This window comes from Streptomyces sp. NPDC059443 (assembly GCF_042750105.1).
GTDB lineage: Bacteria > Actinomycetota > Actinomycetes > Streptomycetales > Streptomycetaceae > Streptomyces.
This window is the reverse complement of sequence record NZ_JBHYVM010000005.1, coordinates 1-17,429: the sequence shown is the minus strand read 5'-3', so window position 1 is coordinate 17,429 and position 17,429 is coordinate 1. Positions and strand designations below refer to the sequence as shown.

General features: G+C 71.0%; 13 protein-coding genes and 1 pseudogene. 3 read left to right on the top strand and 11 right to left on the bottom strand.

The annotated features are described in order from the left end of the window. Window positions 1-553 precede the first annotated feature (553 nt). A pseudogene (gene mobF, locus ACFXDJ_RS05990) lies at window positions 554-1,618 on the bottom strand (MobF family relaxase); the annotation flags it as partial. A 363-nt stretch (window positions 1,619-1,981) separates the two neighbouring features. Between mobF and ACFXDJ_RS05985 the strand changes: the two are divergent. Next, window positions 1,982-2,281: a hypothetical protein gene (locus tag ACFXDJ_RS05985; protein WP_384663851.1), complete on the top strand. Its 300-nt coding sequence runs from the start codon at window positions 1,982-1,984 to the stop codon at window positions 2,279-2,281. 136 nt (window positions 2,282-2,417) lie between these two features. After that, window positions 2,418-3,143: a class I SAM-dependent methyltransferase gene (locus ACFXDJ_RS05980; protein ID WP_384663853.1), complete on the top strand. Its 726-nt coding sequence runs from the start codon at window positions 2,418-2,420 to the stop codon at window positions 3,141-3,143. A gap of 678 nt (window positions 3,144-3,821) precedes the next feature. Here the strand turns inward: ACFXDJ_RS05980 and ACFXDJ_RS05975 are convergent. Together ACFXDJ_RS05975 and ACFXDJ_RS05970 are read right to left on the bottom strand one after the other, a co-directional pair. Beyond that, on the bottom strand, window positions 3,822-4,112 hold the full coding sequence (locus tag ACFXDJ_RS05975) for a hypothetical protein (protein ID WP_384664143.1): 291 nt from the start codon (window positions 4,110-4,112) through the stop codon (window positions 3,822-3,824). A gap of 279 nt (window positions 4,113-4,391) precedes the next feature. Next, a complete protein-coding gene (locus tag ACFXDJ_RS05970; RefSeq protein ID WP_384664142.1) occupies window positions 4,392-5,105 on the bottom strand; it encodes a LuxR C-terminal-related transcriptional regulator in 714 nt (237 codons plus the stop codon). A gap of 406 nt (window positions 5,106-5,511) precedes the next feature. Between ACFXDJ_RS05970 and ACFXDJ_RS05965 the strand changes: the two genes are divergently transcribed. Next, the gene (locus ACFXDJ_RS05965; RefSeq protein WP_384847964.1) at window positions 5,512-6,090 is read left to right on the top strand and encodes a TetR/AcrR family transcriptional regulator; all 579 of its coding nucleotides are present in this window, start codon (window positions 5,512-5,514) and stop codon (window positions 6,088-6,090) included. A 96-nt stretch (window positions 6,091-6,186) separates the two neighbouring features. Here ACFXDJ_RS05965 and ACFXDJ_RS05960 read toward each other — a convergent pair whose 3' ends face one another. The 8 genes from ACFXDJ_RS05960 to ACFXDJ_RS05925 all read right to left on the bottom strand — a co-directional run bounded on the left by ACFXDJ_RS05960 (window position 6,187) and on the right by ACFXDJ_RS05925 (window position 16,730). Further along, on the bottom strand, window positions 6,187-7,161 hold the full coding sequence (locus tag ACFXDJ_RS05960; RefSeq protein ID WP_384649158.1) for an MsnO8 family LLM class oxidoreductase: 975 nt from the start codon (window positions 7,159-7,161) through the stop codon (window positions 6,187-6,189). A gap of 5 nt (window positions 7,162-7,166) precedes the next feature. Beyond that, complete coding sequence (locus ACFXDJ_RS05955) at window positions 7,167-8,684, bottom strand: aKG-HExxH-type peptide beta-hydroxylase (protein WP_384649156.1); 1,518 nt, start codon at window positions 8,682-8,684, stop codon at window positions 7,167-7,169. Window positions 8,685-8,807: 123 nt separating this feature from the next. After that, complete coding sequence (locus ACFXDJ_RS05950; RefSeq protein WP_384649154.1) at window positions 8,808-8,987, bottom strand: hypothetical protein; 180 nt, start codon at window positions 8,985-8,987, stop codon at window positions 8,808-8,810. Between the two features lie 67 nt (window positions 8,988-9,054). Further along, on the bottom strand, window positions 9,055-10,827 hold the full coding sequence (locus ACFXDJ_RS05945; protein ID WP_384649152.1) for an ABC transporter ATP-binding protein: 1,773 nt from the start codon (window positions 10,825-10,827) through the stop codon (window positions 9,055-9,057). After that, the gene (locus tag ACFXDJ_RS05940) at window positions 10,824-14,132 is read right to left on the bottom strand and encodes a lantibiotic dehydratase (RefSeq protein ID WP_384847961.1); all 3,309 of its coding nucleotides are present in this window, start codon (window positions 14,130-14,132) and stop codon (window positions 10,824-10,826) included. The genes ACFXDJ_RS05945 and ACFXDJ_RS05940 overlap by 4 nt, the downstream gene beginning before the upstream one ends. Before the next feature lie 22 nt (window positions 14,133-14,154). Then, window positions 14,155-15,483: a lanthionine synthetase C family protein gene (locus ACFXDJ_RS05935; RefSeq protein WP_384649148.1), complete on the bottom strand. Its 1,329-nt coding sequence runs from the start codon at window positions 15,481-15,483 to the stop codon at window positions 14,155-14,157. Then, window positions 15,480-16,475 (bottom strand): sulfotransferase domain-containing protein, encoded by a 996-nt coding sequence (locus ACFXDJ_RS05930; RefSeq protein ID WP_384649146.1) that lies wholly within the window; start codon window positions 16,473-16,475, stop codon window positions 15,480-15,482. The genes ACFXDJ_RS05935 and ACFXDJ_RS05930 overlap by 4 nt, the downstream gene beginning before the upstream one ends. 66 nt (window positions 16,476-16,541) lie before the next feature. Next, window positions 16,542-16,730 (bottom strand): hypothetical protein, encoded by a 189-nt coding sequence (locus tag ACFXDJ_RS05925; protein ID WP_384649144.1) that lies wholly within the window; start codon window positions 16,728-16,730, stop codon window positions 16,542-16,544. Between the last annotated feature and the right edge of the window lie 699 nt (window positions 16,731-17,429).

The window sequence follows — 17,429 nt, the reverse complement described above, 5'->3', positions numbered from 1 at the left end:
GCTCGGCGGTGAAGGCGAAGGGGCGCTCGGTGGTCGAGTTCGCGAGCTCTACGGACGTGAGCGTCATCTCGGCGGACTCGGCGGACTCGGCGGACTCGGCGGACTCGGCGGTGAGCCGGGCCCGTCCCCGGGCCAGACCCGCGGTGGCGCACTCGATCACCATCTGCTCGGCGGCCACGACCGTGGTGTGCGTGTAGCGTCGGCGATGGGTGTGGTGGCCGCGGTTGGAGTCCGCCAGGCGGACTGCGTGGCCGCCCACGGAGAGGACCTCGTCCGTGAGCGCCGTCAGCTGCCCGACCGACCGGAGGCTGGGCAGCGTCCTGGCGACGGCGGCCAGGACGTGCGTGTGCGCGACGGTCTTCCGCGAAGCGGTCAGCCCGTGTTCCTCGTCCCAGATCAGCTCCGCGATCTCGGCCGGACCCGGCATCCGGGGACCACCGGCCACGGATGCCGGCGACGGCCCGGATCCGTCCCACCCCGGCAGGGCAGCCGCGACCATCGCGTCGACCGGGCCCTCGCCCGCGCGGCCACCTCCGAGGACGGCGGCCGCCCGGGTGCGCCAGGCCTCCCTCGGCGCACCCGGCTCGGCCTCCTCCTTGGCCTCCGCGCTCCGGCGGGCGGCCGTCTTCTGCTGCTCGCGCGGGGCCCCCTCACCCGCGAGCTCGACGACCTGCCGGTGCCGTCGGGAGAACGCCTCGCGCAGCCCTTCGTCGATCCCGGCCAGCTCCCACGCCCCGGTGTGCACCGAACGCTCGAACGTGGCCCCGTACGACTCCGCCAGCCGCGCCCGCAGCCGCCCTTCGGCGATCTCGTTCACGAGATGGGCGTAACGGTGCAGGTCCTCGCCCCCGCCGGCGATGGTGCGCCACTTCCCGTCCACGCACTTCGCCAGATGCGCGATGTTCACGTGGACGTGCAGGTGCGGGTCACCGGGCGACCCGTCCACCGGGCGCGCGGAACGGTGCAGCGTGGTCCAGCCGATCAGCCCGGACGTCGCCAGCCGCCCGTCCCCGTGGTGGCCGGCCATCCCGTACGCCGCCCACTGCTCCAGCGCCTCGACGGCCTCGCCTACGGAGGCCAGCCAGTCCTCCTCGATCCGCAGGGCGAGCCCGGCGCCGGCCAACCCGTACGCGGCCGAAACACTCTTCGGAAGATCGAGGGTGATGTCCACACCACGCAGACCGACATCGACCCGGTGTGCCATCCACTTCCGCGCCTCGGCCACCGCGTCCGCCCCGTACAGCCCCTCCAGCCCGAGCCCGGCGGCAGGGGCCAGCTGCTCGGCGTCGGCTAGCGGCAGCAGGTGCACCTCACCGTCCCGAACGATCCCGCGCTCGGCCCGGGCGAACCTCTTCGCGAGCGCGGGCCGCCCCAGGTACTCCGTGACGGTCATCCCGGCATCGGCGGCCACCTCGGCGACGGCGTCCACGAGCACCCGCGCGACGACCTTCCCCCGAGGATCGAGCACCTTCTTCCGCACGACGAGCTGCTCACCGGTATGCCAGTCCCGCCCGTCCATCAGCGCGTGCGCGGCCCCCGGATCCACCCGCTCCCCGGCGACCAGCCCCAACTCACCGAGCCCACCGCCGATCCACCGCAGGCTGCTCTCACCGGCGAGCCGGTACTCGACCTGGGCATCCTCGACCCGGTCACATCCGCAGCCTCGCTCAGCCGGTAATCGACCTGCTCGGGGGCGTAGATGGGAGTCGCGTACCCCATCTGGCCACCCCCTCTTCCGCGTCTACCTCAGCGGCCTCATGATCCTTTATCAAAGATACGTGGAGTGCTAACCATCTGTCTCTGACACGTGCAGACCCTCGACCTTTGTCCGCGGACAAAGGTCCTGTGACTTCGGAGACTGCGGATTGAAGCTGTACGTTGCGGGGGATCTTGCGGGTTGAAGAGTTACTTTGCGGCGATGGGTGGGGTCAGGCATGTCGTCTGCCATGGGGATGCCAGTGGGTTCTGCCAATGGACGTCAGTGGTTCTGCCAAGAGTCTTCGCCGCGCTCGCGGAGTTCATCCGGGAGCTGATCGTGCAGGGCACCAACGAGGGCCTGGCCGCCGCATGGGCCCGCGGCCGAGTCGGCGGCCGGCCCACCGTCGTCAACGACAAGCTGCTGCGCGCCGCCCGCGACATACTGCCCAACCCGGAGAACAGCATCGAGACCATCGCGGCCTTGCTCAGCGTCTCGGTGGGCACCCTCTACAACCACATCCCCGACCTCAAGGGACTGCGGACCTCCCGCGTCCCCGCCCAGCTCGAAGGGAACGCCAGGTGATCCCGCAGCCGCCCCCTGCCTCCGACGTACCGAGTGGCCGTGGTGGAACAGTGAAGGGATGGAGTCTTCACCGCGTGGGTTGTTCGCTTCGACCGTGCCGTACTACGCAAGGTTTCGACCTGCGTACGACGATCACTTGTTCACCCTGCTAGGTACGCGCTTCTCGCTGGACGGGACCCAACGCGTACTGGACTTGGGGGCCGGCAGCGGAGCGCTGACGTTGCCGCTGGCTGCGCTGGTCCGTGAAGTGGTCGCGGTTGATCCGGAGCCGGACATGCTTGCCGAGGGCCGCCGGCTTGCCGCCAAGGCGGGTGTGCTCGGCATCGACTGGCGGCTGGGGGACTCCAATACATTGCTCGCGCTGAACGTGGGGCCGGTACTGCTGACGGTCATGGGCGCGTCATTCCATTGGACCGACCGCGAACGGCTGCTGCAAGACCTGGACACCTTGATCGAACCCGGTGGAGCGGTGGTACTGGCCACCTGCGGAGCGAGGCACGAGGACCTCGATCTCCCGGCCTGGCTGCCTGTGGTCGAGGAGGTCCGCAACCGCTATCTAGGCCCAGACCGCCGTCCGGACTCCGCCCTGGGCGCCTATCCCGACGTGCGGCACGAGGAGGTTCTGCTCCGCTCACCGTTCTCCCGGATCAAGGCGATTCACTGGGATCGCACGGTCCGCCGGACCGTGGACGAGGTCGTCGGGCTCCAGCTCTCCTTCAGCTTCACCAGCCCGGCCGCCCTCGGCTCCGATCTTCCGGCCTTCGAACGTGACCTTCGCCGAGCACTGACCGCGTTCCGGCCGGAGGGCGACCTGCTCGAAGAGCGTGTCCGAACGGAAGCTGTCATCGCTTGCCATTCGTAGCTCAGGGGGCATGAAGCTCCCGCCTTCACCCGTAGCCGCCACTGACACTTCCCGCGGCAGAACGAGTGACGTTCTCGCGGCAGACGACAGGACAAAGGTCGAGGGTCTTGTCGGACGACATGAGGATGGGCTCTGGCCCACATTCCTGTCGTCCGACACGGCGGCTGCGTGGTCTTCCAGGGCCTGGCGCTGCGCGTCGTCGTGAGGGTCGATGCTTCGGTCGCCCCAGACGTGCAGGAGGACCTCGGCTTCGGCGGGCTGGATCGGGCCAGCCGGGCAACGGTCGATGACCCAGTGGTGGCGGGCAGCTCGAAGAGTTCGTCGGCGCCGGGCATCTGGTCGGCCGGGTGCAAGTCGAGGCGGCGGGCGAGTTCGAGTGGGACGTGGACGGGCAGCTCGGGGAGTTCTTCGCGGTCGATCTGGTGCTCATGAAAGCCGGGGGGGCGGCGGTACGTACCCGCCGGGGTGAAGTACCGCCAGATCTACCCATGAGACGAAACAGCGCCAGCAGCCGTCTGTTAGGTCGTGTATCGAAAGTGGATCTTCATCCGTGAGGCGGCGTGGCAGCTGGGCTCGGGTATCGTCGTTCTCGGCTGCAATCCCGGTGCTGCAAAGACGGGCGATCGCGCAACGGAAGACCGGGAGTTCCCGTTGCGTGCGCCCGTACCAACTCCTTTGTCACAGCCATTCGCTGATGGCTGCAACAAGGACGGTTGTCTCGTAGCGGACCGCCAGCTTGTCGTATCGCATGGCGACGGCGCGTTGCCTCTTGAGGCGGTTGATCCCGCACTCGACCGCGTACCGCTCGCGGTAGGCGATTACGTCGAAGTGCGGCGGTCGGCCGCCGCGGGAGCCGAACTTCCTGCGGCTACGCATGTGGTCGGTCTTGTCAGGGATGGTGCAGCGGATCCCACGGCGGCGCTGGTAGGCGTGGTTCTTGCGAGAGGCGTACGCCTTGTCAGAACGCACAAGATCCGGACGGACGCGCAGCCGGCCCGCCCACCCCGGTGCAAGGCACGCGGACTCTCTCCAGCACCGGTTCGCACTGCGGCGAGTCTCCGCGCTGCCCGGCTGCGCGACACAGCTGAGGGGCCGGCCGATAGCAAGCCAGGTCCAGGGGCGGGCTGAGCTGTCCAGGGCGGGCGAAGCCCAGCGCGAAGCGCCGCCGTAGGCGCCCGTGGATCCGGCGACGGCGCCGTCAGCGTTTCGCTTTCAGCAGCGCCAGCAGCTTCGTCCCGCTCCCGGCGCCTACGCGAAGCCGGCCGTCCGCGCCGCCACGATGGCCTCGCCGCGGCTGCCCGCTCCCAGTTTGGTCAGCACGGCCGAGACGTAGTTGCGCACCGTCTTGTCCGAGAGGATCAGCTCCCTGGCGATCCGCCGGTTGTCGAAGCCATGGGCGACGAGGCGGAGCACGTCGTGCTCACGGGTGGTCAGGGGGGTGAGGTCGCATCTGCTTCCTACGTCAGGCACCGAGGCGAGGAACGAGGGGAACGCACCGCCGGCGCCGGGGCTGACCACCACCCCGCCTCCCCGGACGAGCCTGATGGCGTCCAGGATCATGGCCGGCTCCAGGTCCTTCGACAGGAACCCCCGGGCGCCGGCCGACAGAGCCGCCAGCGCCAGCTCGTTCCCTTCGTCCCGGACCGACCCGGTCGCCACCACTCCGACAGCGGGGAAGCGTTGCACCAGGGACCGGAGCGCCGCGAGTCCGGGTCCCCTCGGCCTGTCGAGGTCCAGGAGTACGACGTCCGGGCCCGTGTCCCCGATCCGCTCCATACAAGCCTCGCCATCCGGGGCCTCGCCCACCAGAAGGACGGTGTCGTGCGTCAGCACCGCGCCGATTCCGATCCGCATGAGCGGATTCCTCTCGACGAGGAACACCCGGACCGGCTCAGTCGGCGTTTGTTTCACTGGACGGCCCCTTCGCGCCTGGGCGGTGACCTGACCTGGCGTGATCACCATGTGTCATCGCGGGACCGGCGTCGGCGTTCGCCTCTTCGAGGAACCGTCGAAGTAGGCCGACGGCGCGCAGACGGCGGTATCCCTGTGTCCTGAAGGACACGGCTTCGAAGCCGGCTGTGAACGGGGACGCACGGACGGCGCTACTGCCGTGGCGAGTGCGGGACAAGCAGGTGCGTCTCGACGCCAAAACCATGGGTGCCCTGTCTGCATCGGTCCCTCCCGCAAGGTCGGGTGATCTTAAGGTGTCAGATCTACTTGGGCGTCGTTCCGGTACCCGCGGTACGGGTACCGGTGACGCCCCCCGCGATGCAATCGATACGAAACGGATCGTTGCGTCATCAGTGTGCGGCTGGATTTGAAGGCTGTCAATACGATACGTAGCGTCGCGCTTCGGTAGGATGAGCCTGTGAGCCCCGCCATTCGCAGCGAACAGTCCCGTCAGGCCATCGTCGACGCCGCCTTCAGCCTCTGTGCCGAGCGAGGCCTCGCCTCGGTCTCGATCGAAGCGATCGCGGCCCGGGCGGGTGTCGGTAAGACGACCATCTACCGGTGGTGGCCCTCAAAAGCCGCCATCCTCATCGAGGGCGTCGAGACAGCTCGGGACGCCGCCGCCGGCTATCCCGATACCGGTGACATCTTTGCGGACCTGGCCACTCAGACCGCGAGCGTCATGCAACTGTTCAGCACGGAGTTCGGCGCGATCTGGCGCGGGCTGATCGGCGCCGCCCAGTCCGATGAGGCCGCGGCGGCCGGGGTCACCCGCATCCTGCGGGTCTCCATCGACGAGTGCGTCGCCCGCCTCGCCAAAGCCCGCGACGCCGGGCAGATCCGCGCCGACCTGGACCTCGAATTGGCGGTCGAAATCCTCTACGGGCCGATCTACCACACCTGGCTCCTGCGCACCCGCCCCCTGCCGGAGGCATACATGGAAACGGTTCTCGCCATGCTTCGGCCCGCGCTGATGCCCGCGCCCGACGACCACTGAAGCCGCCGGTCCGGCCGTCGCCCACGGAGGTGCTCTCCCGTGCGCGCCGACGGGCGTCCGGCGACCAGATCCGCGGGGTCAGTGGGGTCAGCGGGGTCAGTGAGGCAGAGCCTCACGGATGATCTCCAGCGCCCGGATCCGCCCGGCGAGGTCGGAGGACCACGGGGTGACCATGACCTCGTCCGGCGCGTAGTGGTCGAGGTGCTCCGCGAGTGATGCCCGCAGTTCCTCCCCGTCTCCCCGGACCAGGGTGCTGCCGACCTCCGGCACGGGCGGCAGCCGGTCGTCCGTCATCAGGCACGAGCCCATCGTCGGCAGGGCGCCGGAGGCCAGCTGCCGGCGCGCCTCCCGCGGTAGGTGGGCGGCGCCGGCCATGACTCCGGCGAAACCGGCGACCAGCGCGTCGACCGTCCGCCCGGAGTCGGCGGCCGCCACCCGCAGGGCGAGGACGGTCTTGGGGGCGTTCCACCACGGCGAGGGCCGGAACTCCTCGCGGTACAGGGCCACCACGTCGGGCCGCGGCTCCACGAGCGCGAACTGGCCGAAGACGTAGGGGAGTCCCAGGGCGGCGGCGAGCCGGGCGCTGCCCGGCCCGGAACCCGCCACGAAGAGCGGCATGCCCGCCAGTTCGTCCGCGTACCGCTCCAGGAGGCCCAGCAGGTCGGCGGACAACCGCTCGAAGGGCGGCCGCCGGTCCGGATCGTGATGGGCGACCAGAGCTGCCAAGGCCTCCGGGGTGGCACCTGGGCCCCTGCAGATTCCGGCATCCACCCGGCCCGGCGCCAGACCTGCCAGCACCCGGATCGACTCGGCGACCTTCCAGGGGGCGTAGAGCGGCAGGGTGAAGGCGCCGATCCCCACCCGGATGCGATGGGTGGCCGCGCCGATCGCAGCGGCCAGTACCTCCGGGGAGCCGCAGGCGTTCGAGCCCCCGCCATGGTGCTCGGCCACCCAGAAGCGGTGGCAGCCCAGCTCCTCCGCGGCCTTGGCGAGCTCCACCGACTCCGCGAGGGCGTCGCTCCGGGACCTCCCGAAGTACAGCGGGACCTGGTCGAGGACGCTCAGGGGCACGACCGTCACGGTGTGCCGCCGGGGACTATGGAGGCGTCGGCCCGCGACACCAGTCCGGCCGCGAGCAGCGGGTCCAGGCACCGGCTGGTGATCCTGCGGGCGGCGTCCTCACCCATCGGCCCGTGCACCGTGCGGCGATACCGTTCGGCGAGCGAGGTCAGCGACGCCCCCTCGCACAGGGCGTAGACGGTCCAGGTGTGAGCGTCGAGCCAGTGGAAGCGCGCCTGGTCCGGCAGCAGTACCAGGAGCTGCCGCAGGGCGGGCAGCTCCCGGACCAGCACGGGTTCGTTGCGTACGAAGACTCCGTCGGGGGAGTGGGGTTCGTCGGACGGGTCCGCGGTGGCCGGTGGGGGGACCCGGACCAGGGAGCGCACCCCGGGCTCGCAGTGCTCGACGGCGTCGAGCAGCCAGTGGACGAAACGGCGGCCCTCCGGGGTGACCTGCCCGTGGTCGGCGCACAGGGCCTGCTCCGCGAGGTAGGTCAGACGCTCCAGCACGGTGCGATGGGTGCCGAGGGCTGCGGCCGGGCTACCGGGGGTGGGTTCGTCGATGACCTCGCCGGCGAGCGGGGTTCCGTACCGGGCGACGAGTTCAGGAGCCGCTTCGCGGGCTGCGGACTGGAAGACCGTCAGGTGCGCGTAGAAGTGCAGGGCCACCAGCACCCTGATGAAGCTCCAGGAGGACTGCCGCCAGGGAATGGGCACCCGGGCCGTACCGTCCTCCACCAGTGAGCATGAGCGCAGTACGTCGAACAGCTTGAGGTGCGCGGCCTCGTGCAGCAGCGTCTCGGCCGTCGTCCAGGGTTCGCGGAGCCGGCCGGGGGACATCAGGATCGCGGACGGCAGCGGGTCGCCGCCCGACAGCGACTGCAGCGGGCCGTCGGCGGAATCTCCGTCGCTGAACCCGATCAGGGAGACGTGCCGCAGGACGCTCGGGCCGATCTGCGGGAGGAGGGACGTGAGCAGGTCGGCGCCCTGTCGCAGCGCCTCGACCATCTCCGGGGTCGCGTCGAAGGGTTCGGTTCGATTGCCCGGCTCGAAGCTGTTGAGGCACAGTTCAAGGAGCCGTTCGGCCATGGGCTGTCGGGAGGCCGTGGCCCGGAGGCCGGTCCATACCCAGCCCGCCCCGGTCCCGGGCCAGGGACGGGCCCGGGACCTCATGAGGCTTTCGCAGGGGCCGGTGCCGTCGGCGGACAGCGGCCACGCGCCCTCCGCGAGGTAGCCGCCGAGGGCGCTCGCGGTGAACACCCCGTTCTCCAGGCAGGCCGTGTCGTCCTCGAAGGCGTTGCGCAGCACGGGGTCGGCCAGGACGGGGAGCAGCCGGTCGTCCTCCTCCAGCGAGAGCGCGTGCAGGACGTCGGCGTGGCGGGTGTCGCGGGCGGCCAGGAGCGACAGCCCCAGGCGGTACCTGGCGAGATTCCTGGCTTCGATGGCGGCGGAGTCTGCGAAGAGACCGTCCCGCGCGAGTATGTCCTCCGCCGTGCGGAGGGAGACCGTGGCCACGGTGATGCCTTTCTGTTCCATTCCTACGGTGCGGTCGTGCGCAGTCGTCCGAAGCGGGGCGCGGCGGTGGAGCCCGGTGCGCGCACCTGCGACAGGCACTCCACCGCCGTGCGTCCGCTCAGGCGGACGGGGTCAAACCGACGGTCAGGCCGCCCTGGTGAGCGGCATCGGCACGGACCGGTCGACGCTCGCGTGCGTCGTCTGCGCCGCGTACGCCGGGATCCAGGCGCGCTCGGCCGCGGAATCGGTCATGACCCGCGGTGCCTCGTCCTCGCCGAGCGCCGGAACGGGGAACTGTGGCAGCCGGATGGCATGCACTGACATGGCGTACTCCTTCTCGCTGGTACTTCATGCGTTCCGGAGCGGTTCTCCGGAGTTCGTGGGGCGGGCACTACCGGTATCCGGCGGCCTGCAGCTGGAAGAGCTGGGCGTAGAGGCCCGGGGAGGCCATGAGCTCGTCGTGCGAGCCCTGTTCGAGCACCCGGCCGCCGTCGATCACGACGATGTGGTCAGCGGTGCGAACGGCGGAGAACCGGTGGGCGACGAGCAGGACGGTCGATCCCTCTCCCGTTTTCCGGAGGAGTTCGAAGATCTCGGCCTCGGCTGCGGCGTCGATGGCGGCGGTCGGCTCGTCGAGCATCATGATCGGGGCGTTGCGGAAGAAGGCCCGTCCCAGGGCCACCTTCTGCCACTGCCCACCGGACAGCTGTCGGCCCCCGGAGAACCAGCGGCCGAGGTACGTGTCCAGTCCGTTGGGCAGGTCGTCGAGGAAGCCGAGCGCCCCCGAGCGTTCGGCCGCGGTACGGATGCCCTGCTCGTCGTCGAGCCGGTCCGCACGGCCCAGCCCGATGTTCTCCCGCGCGGGCGCCTCGTACTGGAGGTAGTCCTGGAAGACCGCCCCGATGCCGCTGCGCAGTTCGGCGAGGTCGTACTCGGTGACGGGCTTGCCGTCCACGAGGATGGTCCCGCTCCTCGGTTCGTAGAACCGGGCGAGGAGCTTGAGCAGGGTGGACTTGCCCGCGCCGTTGCGTCCGACGAGGGCGACGCAGCTGCCGGCGGGCACCGTGAACGAGACGTCTTCCAGGACCGCTTCCGTACTGCCCGGGTAGCTGAAGGACACGTTGCGGAACTCGATCCCCCCGCGCAGGGGCTGCGGCAGGGTCGCGGCGCCGTACGTGACGGGGTCCGGGGGCAGGTCCAGGAAGGAGAGCAGGTTCCCGAGGTACAGGTTGTTCTCGTAGAGCTGTGTGGCGCTGCCGAACAAGGTCTGCACGGACGACTGGACCACGGCGATGCCGGTGATGTAGCCGGCGAGAGCCCCGACCTGTCCGGTGTCGAGCGCCGTGCGCAGTGCGAGGACGACGGCTCCGCCGGTGACCAGCGTGCTCACCAGGCCGGACAGCGCCGTTGCCACGGCCTGCCGGCGCTCGATGCCCCGGTCGACCCGGTGGAACCCGTCCACGAGGGCCCGGGACCTGCCCAGCAGCAGGGCGGTGAGGTCCGTCAGGCGCGTCTCCTGGTAGGTCTGGTCGTTGGTCAGCAGGTGTTCGAGGTAGACGAGCTTGCGCCGGTCCTCCGCCCGGGCGTGCTGGACGGCATGGGTGCGTCGGCCGTACGACAGGCCCACCAGGGCGGAGGGCAGCGGGGCGAGGCACAGGGCCAGCGCCAGCGGGATGTCACCGCGCAGCAGGACGGTGCCCACGGAGAGGAAGGCCAGCAGGGAGGAGACCACGGTGGTGAAGCCCGTGAACACCTGGTAGGGCCGGAACGCGGCCTCCCGTGTCGCGCGCTGGAGTGCGTCGTAGGTCTCGGCGTCCTCGAACTGCCGGAGCGACAGCCCTGCGGCCTTCTCCATGATCATCAGCGTGACGGCGTCGGACATCCGCTCGCGCAGGACGGTCTCCTGGTAGGTCCGCAGGACGCTCAGGAGGTGGCTGACGGCGAAGAGGGCGGCCAGACAGACCCCCGACACCATCGCGGGGCCGTGCCCGCCGTGTCCCGTCGCGCCGATTCCGTTCGCCACCTGCTGGACCGTGCGAGCGACCAGGTAGACCTGCAGCGCGGGTACGACCGAGCCGACCGTGGTGGCGGCTGCCAGCACGAGGATCTGCCCACGGCCGACTCCCCACAGCAGGGCCAGGGCGCGCCTCGACGGGCCGTTCACGGTGCCGTCGCCAGCGGGGCGCGGACGCGGTCCGCGCTGTGCGCGTCCGGGCGGCCCTCCAGGGCGCGCAGGGCGAGGGCCCACAGGGAGTGGCACTGCTGCTCCCGCCCTCGGTCCAGGCCGGACAGCCGGTTGGCCTGCATGTGCGCCAGGCTCCCCAGGATGTCCTCCTCCCGGCCGACCAGCCGCCCGGCCCCGGCAAGCTCCCGGACGTGCCGTCCAGCGCCGGCGACCGCCCGGTACTGCCGTTCCAGGGCCTCTCCGAGGACGCCGGCCCACCGCCGGGCGGTGGGATCGGGACGGTCGTCCCAGGGGGCCAGGAGGTCGCAGAGCGTGGCACGCAGGGCCCGGAACCGTGCTCGGTCCTCCGGGGTGACGCGGTGGGCGCCCTCCGCCGCCCGCGCCGCCGTCACCGGGCCGCCCCACTGGCGGTGGAGCCTGTCCAGGGCGAGCACGCCGACCAAGTCGGCGTCCGGCAGCCCGCCGTGGGCGAGCCGTAGACCCGTCAGGGCCAGGGCGGTGTCACTGCCCGCCTCGAAGGCGGCTTCCAGGACGTCGATGGCTTCGGGCCCGCCGTACCGCTCGGTCTCCCGGTCGTACGCGACGACGGCGAGATCGCTCGCGAGTCCCTCGTCCACCCGCTGCCGGGCCCAGTCGACGGCGTGGTTCAGGAGCGCCGCGGACTCCGTGCCCGGTGCGCGCCGCAGCCGGATCCTCAGATGCGGGTGGGGGTCGGCGTACCGGATGAAGAACCACCGGTCGACGAGGCGCTCCGCGCGCAGTTCCCGGACGAGCGCGGCAAGCGGACCGCCGATGATGTCGTCGTGCCGGCCCAGGGCCGCGTACAGCTTGAGGTGGACCCAGTCGCCGCCGACGAGCTGCCGCTTGACGTGCCGCGCGGCGCCGGGGGCCGGAGCGGTCACCGGTGCGGCTATGGCCGAGCGGCGGGTGGACCTGGCGTCCCGCGCGAGCAACGGGACGACGATCTCGGCCGTGTACGCCCTTCCGTCCCCGTCCCGCAGCCACAGCTCCGAGAAGTCGGGGAGCAGTTCCTCCAGGACGAGCGGCAGATCGGGCCCGGCCGGGCGGCGCAGCTCCCGGTGGATCTCGTCCACGCAGACCGGGTGGTCCAGATCGAGCGGGAGCCGGTGGTCCATCAACGTCAGGCAGACCCACCTCGGGACCCGCCAGGCGCGGCGCCACTCCTGGAAGGACTCGTGGAAGGCGTCACGGTCGGGCAGCGACCCGGCGAGTTCCCCGGGCATGCCCGGGCCGGTGTCGATGCGCCACCGCGCCGCCTGCAGGACCACGCGGCCCCGGGACACCCTCGGCAGAACCGGGGCGGACTCCAGCGGACCCCAGTCGAACTCCGCGAGCCCGGCGAAGCCGTCGTCCGACACATCGAGCAGGAACCGGCAGATGTTCGGGGCCTTGTACGGGTTGAGGACGTGGCTCTGGGTGACCCTCAGCTCCCGGCCCAGACTCGCGGACCTGAGGTAGAACCGGTCGTCCGTGGCGCCGACCAGGATGTCCGAGAGCGGGATCTGCTGCTCCTGGCCCGCCGAGGGGCCCGCGTTGACGCAGACCTCGTACTTCCTCAGGGAGGGATGGATCGCCACGTTCCCGCCGCGGCCGTCTTGGTGGACGTAGCTCAGCTCGACGAAGATCTCCTCCGGGCAGAGGGCCTCCTCAGCCTCCGCGAACTCCCGCAGTTTCGTGGTGAGGTCGCACACGACGACCTCGGAGAACCGTCCGAGCAGACGTCCGCCGTCGCGCAGCGGGGAAGGGGAGAGCACCAGCCTCCACTCTCCCCGGTCGAGGGCCTCCCTGGAACTGCTCGCAATCTGCCCGATGAGGTCCAGCGAGGGCCTGGCGGACGGCCCGCGGGCAGCGGCCGTACCGGCGGGGTCCCATGCCGCCAGCAGGTCGTCGGTGATCTCCACCTCGTGTCGCCCCTGGTACAGCGCGGCGATCACGAGGGACAACAGCGCGGGCTCGACCGTTCGGGGCCGCGGCTCGACGAGGGGCGGCAGCGGGGTCGACCGACGGGGGTACGCGTAGGTGTCCGGTGCGTCCAAGCCCTGTTCGGAGCTGAGCAGTTCCAGAACGGGCACCTCCGCGCCCACGCCGTACCGCTCAAGGAACGCCTGGTGGTACTGGACGAGGTGACGGGGACGACCGGGCTCAAGTCCCAGCCGCAGGAGCGTTTCCGCGGCGTCGGCGGCCTCCGCCGCGACGGCGGACGTGATCACGGGGGTGAGGAGACCTGCCGCCGCGTCGACCTGGTACGAGTCGCTCCGGTAGCCGGGTGCCATCGAGCGCTGGTGCGCGTCCAGATGGGACAGGTGCGGCGTGAGGTCCCCCGGTGACGCGGTGTCCACGCGGTCCGTGAGCGCGCAGGTGCGCTCCAGCGCGGTCCGGTACGCGGCGGCTCCGTCGAGGAGGCGGATCCGTTCCAGAAGCGCCCGCGCGGGATACGCGTCGGTGGTGGCCGGTCGCAGGTCGCTGGTCAGGACGTGCAGGTCCCAGAGCCCGTCCAGCAGGGTCCTGACCCTCTCCTCCGCGACGCCGGGCATGCCGGAGCGGATGCGCTCCACCAGCTCGGCATGGGTGGGGCGGTCCTCCGCGCTCCGCAGGGCGAGCTCCACGGCACGGGTGGAACGGACGCTGGCGGAGCGGTTGTCGGACTGGCCGTAGACGTCGGTGACGGGCAGCACCAGGCGTCCGCCGCTGCGGTAGAGGCAGGGGTTCACGACGACCCGCAGGGAGTCCCGCAGCAGCCGGTCCTCCTCCATGGCACGGATCAGTGTCAGCAGCCAGCCCACGTCGGCCCTGGTCAGGATGGCGGCCGGCGTCTCCCCGGTCCGCACCACCCGGGTGGACTCACCGAACTCCCCGATTCCCACCTGGGCGAACAGGCCGTAGGGGGTCGCCCGGGTGCTCATCCGGGCGACGTAGCGCAGGAGGGAGGAGAGCACCCGCTCGTCGGCCGACCCGGTGGCGTCGCGTCGTGCCGGCCGGTCTAGCTCTCGGAACAGGCTGGGGGTGGCCACCTGGAGGGCCTGGCGCACCAGCGGATCCGCCGTGAGGTCCCGCAGCCGGGAGTGGGCCGTCTGCCGGCGGTCGGCGACGGGCTCCGGCGGTTCGGGCAAACCGGGGAGGTCCGCCCCGCCCTCGCCGTGCAGCACGGACCGGTAGCGGTCGGCGGCCAGGGTGGGGGTGCGCAGGAGGAAGAAGCCGGCGGGACTGTACAGCGCCGGACGTGCCGTAGCTGCCGTAGCGCGAGTGGAGTGCGATCGGTGCATGGGGGTTTCTCTCCGCAGTGGATCAGGCGATGAGCAGGCAGCGCTGCCAGTAGTGGGAGACCGGCGACGACGCCGACCAGAGGGCGGCCGCGACCCCAGCCGCACCCACCAGGAGGTCCGGATTGTCGATCACCGGGTGATGGGGCTCGCTGTTCTGCACGCCGAACGGCAGGTCGGCGTCGCACATGTCCAGCAAGCGCTCGGTGAGCCACGGCAGCGACGCACCGACGGCCGTGCTGCCGGTGGCCCGGACGAAGGAGGCGGCGATGGTGAGCACGCCCGCCAGTCCGTGGCACAGCGTGGCCGGGGACAGGCGGTCCGCTGCCCGCATGCGCCGTAGCGAGGCCGCGAGCGCGGCGGTGGCGTACGCCCGCAACCCGTCGTCACCCAGGGCGGCCGAGGCGTGGAGCAGGGCGATGGCGATGCCCGGCGCTCCGTAGCACCAGGCGGTGCGTGCCGAGGGTCCGACCGGCGCTTCCCGTCCCTCCGGGTCCAGCGGGATCCCGTTCGGCCAGTCGACACCGAACTCGTCCTGCACAGCCTTGGATCGGAGGTAGGCCGCCGCACGCTGGATGGCGGTGGCCATGCCGGTGCGCCGGTAGCCGGCCCGCCAGGCCAGCGACAGGGCGGCCAACGGCCCGGGAAGGCCGTGGGCGAGGCCGAGGTTGACGTATCCGTGCGGGTACTCGTCCCGGTATTCGGGCTTCGGGTAGTACTCGGGTGGGATCACGCAGTCGGGGAGACCGCCGCCCCCGGCCGGCAGACAGAGGCCGACCAGGTGGTCGATCAGGAGGTGCGCGCAGTTGCGCAACGCCGGGTCGGGCGCCGGCACGGACACGAGGTAGCCCAGCACCCCTGCGCTGCCGCTGACGATGTCGTAGTCGCTGTCGCGGACCGCGCCCCCGAGTGGCAACGCGCCGATTTGCTGGACGAGTTGTTGGTTCAGCCTGTCGAGGGCCCCGGCGTAGCGCGGTTCGTCGCGGGCCGAGTCCGCCACTGCCAGGGCGAGCCCGGCGGTGCCGTGGCTGATGCCGGCGCCGTGCACCGGGGATTCCTGGGTGCTGCGCACGGCCGCGGCCAGCCGGACCCGCGACAGCCCGGCCCAGTACGAGGCGGATTCGGGCACGGCCCGGGAGGCGGTGCGCAGGACCAGGGCGATGCCCGCGTCGCCGGCCAGTAGCGAGCTGCCGATCCTTCCGTGGGGCAGATTCGGGTCGGGCGGTGACGCGGCCACCGCTGCCGATACGTAGGAAGGATCCGCGAGCCGGGTGGCGAGGAGGTGAGCGGTCGCACGGGCGCGTCGGCCGAGCGGCCCGGCGAGCACCGTGTCGTCCGTCGCCGCGGCCCTCATACCGGCCCTTCCGGGAGCCCGGCCGTGCCGCGTGCATATCCGAACGCGTCGAGCACGTCCCCGTACCGGCTCTCGAACCGCGCCGTCAGTTCAGGGGTGAAGGCCTCGCGCCATCGTCCGATCTGGCCCTTGTTGAGGGTGAACGACTTCTTGTTGAACACCGAGTCGGCAACCGCCTCCCGGTCCACGTCCAGGTCGAGCCATTCGGCGACCCGCCCCACGGCGGCGAGCTGCCCGGCGCGGCTACCGCCGCCCTCGGGCCCGACCAGCTCCTCGAAGGACACCTTGCACACGTTGGGGTGGCGCAGCAGGGTCATGGCGGACCGGAAGTCGTCCAGCAGCGGCATGTTCGGATCGGTGATCGCGTACTCGAGCTTCTCGGTCAGTGAGCCGAGCGATTCCATGGTGGGACCGAAGATGGCCGACTCCGGGTACCTGATGAAGTCGAGCCCGTTCTGCTTGGAGAAGAAGTTCACCAGGGACAGGAGCGCGTCGCGCGGGTCCCGGTAGTTCAGGATGACCTTCGGGCTCCCGGAGTGCAGCCACTCGGCGAGGAAGGTGTTGTCCATCCTCCAGACGTCCGCGGAATGGAAGATCCAGCTCATCCCGGCAGGGGTCTCGGAAAATCGCGAGGTCCAGAAGGAGCCGTTGGTCTTGAGTTTGAGGACGGACTCCGGGGCGACCGCCTCCACGTGGGCCAGCGGCGCCACGGCCAGTCGCACTTGCCAGGCCCAGGCGAGCTCGTGCCACAGCTGGTCGGTCGTCTGCAGGAACCCCGCGCGGTCCCGCCGGTGGTCCAGTTCGGCCAGCTCGCTGCGGTCGAGGAAGCGCTCGGCAAGCTCTTGCCGTTCAGCGATGCTGAAGGCAGGTCGGCCCTCACTGGGAGGAACCGGCTCGCCGTAGATCCGGAAACCCAGCTGCACCATGAGTTCCTGGATCAGGTGCGTCCCGCTCTTGCGCGGGGATATGACGAGTACTCGTTCAGTGGTCATGTCTGCCTCTCCCATGGGCGGGCCGGCCCGCCCCCGGCGGGAGCGGGCCGACCCGGCGAGCTCAAATCAGCAAGCGCGGCACGACGTACTGGTGCCGCAGTAGCAGAGGGAGATGCTGCAGGTGCCCTTGCAGGAGAACCAGTTGCTGAAGGAGCCCTCGGGCGAGTGGAAGTCCGCGTTCACGGCGATCCGCACGTCGAGGTCGAACTCGTCCACGGCGTCGAACTCGGCAGCCTTGGCGGGTGTTTCAAGCACGCTGAGCGTCATTGTTTCCCTTTGGGGATAGAGGATCGGGCCCAGTTGTTCTGGACAAGTCACATCGTCAGGCGCGGCGTGTCCCAGTCACCAGGGGTGGTTGTCCTGAGGGTGTCCCGGGACAGTGGCGGCAGAAGAGGCGCGAGGGGCGACAGGCGGCGGGCGGCCCCGGCGCGGGGGCCGGGACACGGGAACTCGACCGCCGGGCTGCGGCGCCGCCCCGGGCCGAAGCGGCGTCCGTCGACAGCCTGGAACCCGTTGCGCAGCGTCTGGTTGGTCACCCCGGGATGGGCGGCGACCGACTCGACCGTCGCTCCCGGACGGGGAGGGTGACTTGAGCGGCCCGGTGGACCACGTCGACGCCCTCGGAGTGCGGGCCACCGGCGCCGTGGGTGCGGCGGCCCGGGGGGCGGAGGCTGCCGCCTTCGGTGCTGGCGTGACGGTGCCGGGTGGCAGGGTTATCGACAGCCGGGCGGCATGCTGCTCCGACGCCCGGGCAGCGCTTGGGTGGCATGGAGGTCGCCGGCGGCGAAGCGGGGCTGCGGGCTGGTCCTGACCCGTTGAGAGACCCGTCTCGGGTGTCCCGACTTTTGTCCGCGGACAAAAGTCGGCTCCTCGTCGTTCGAGGACGTGGCAGCATGTGTCGCATGACGACGAACAGAAGGGTCCGTGCCGCGTAGACGGCCAGGACGTCACCCG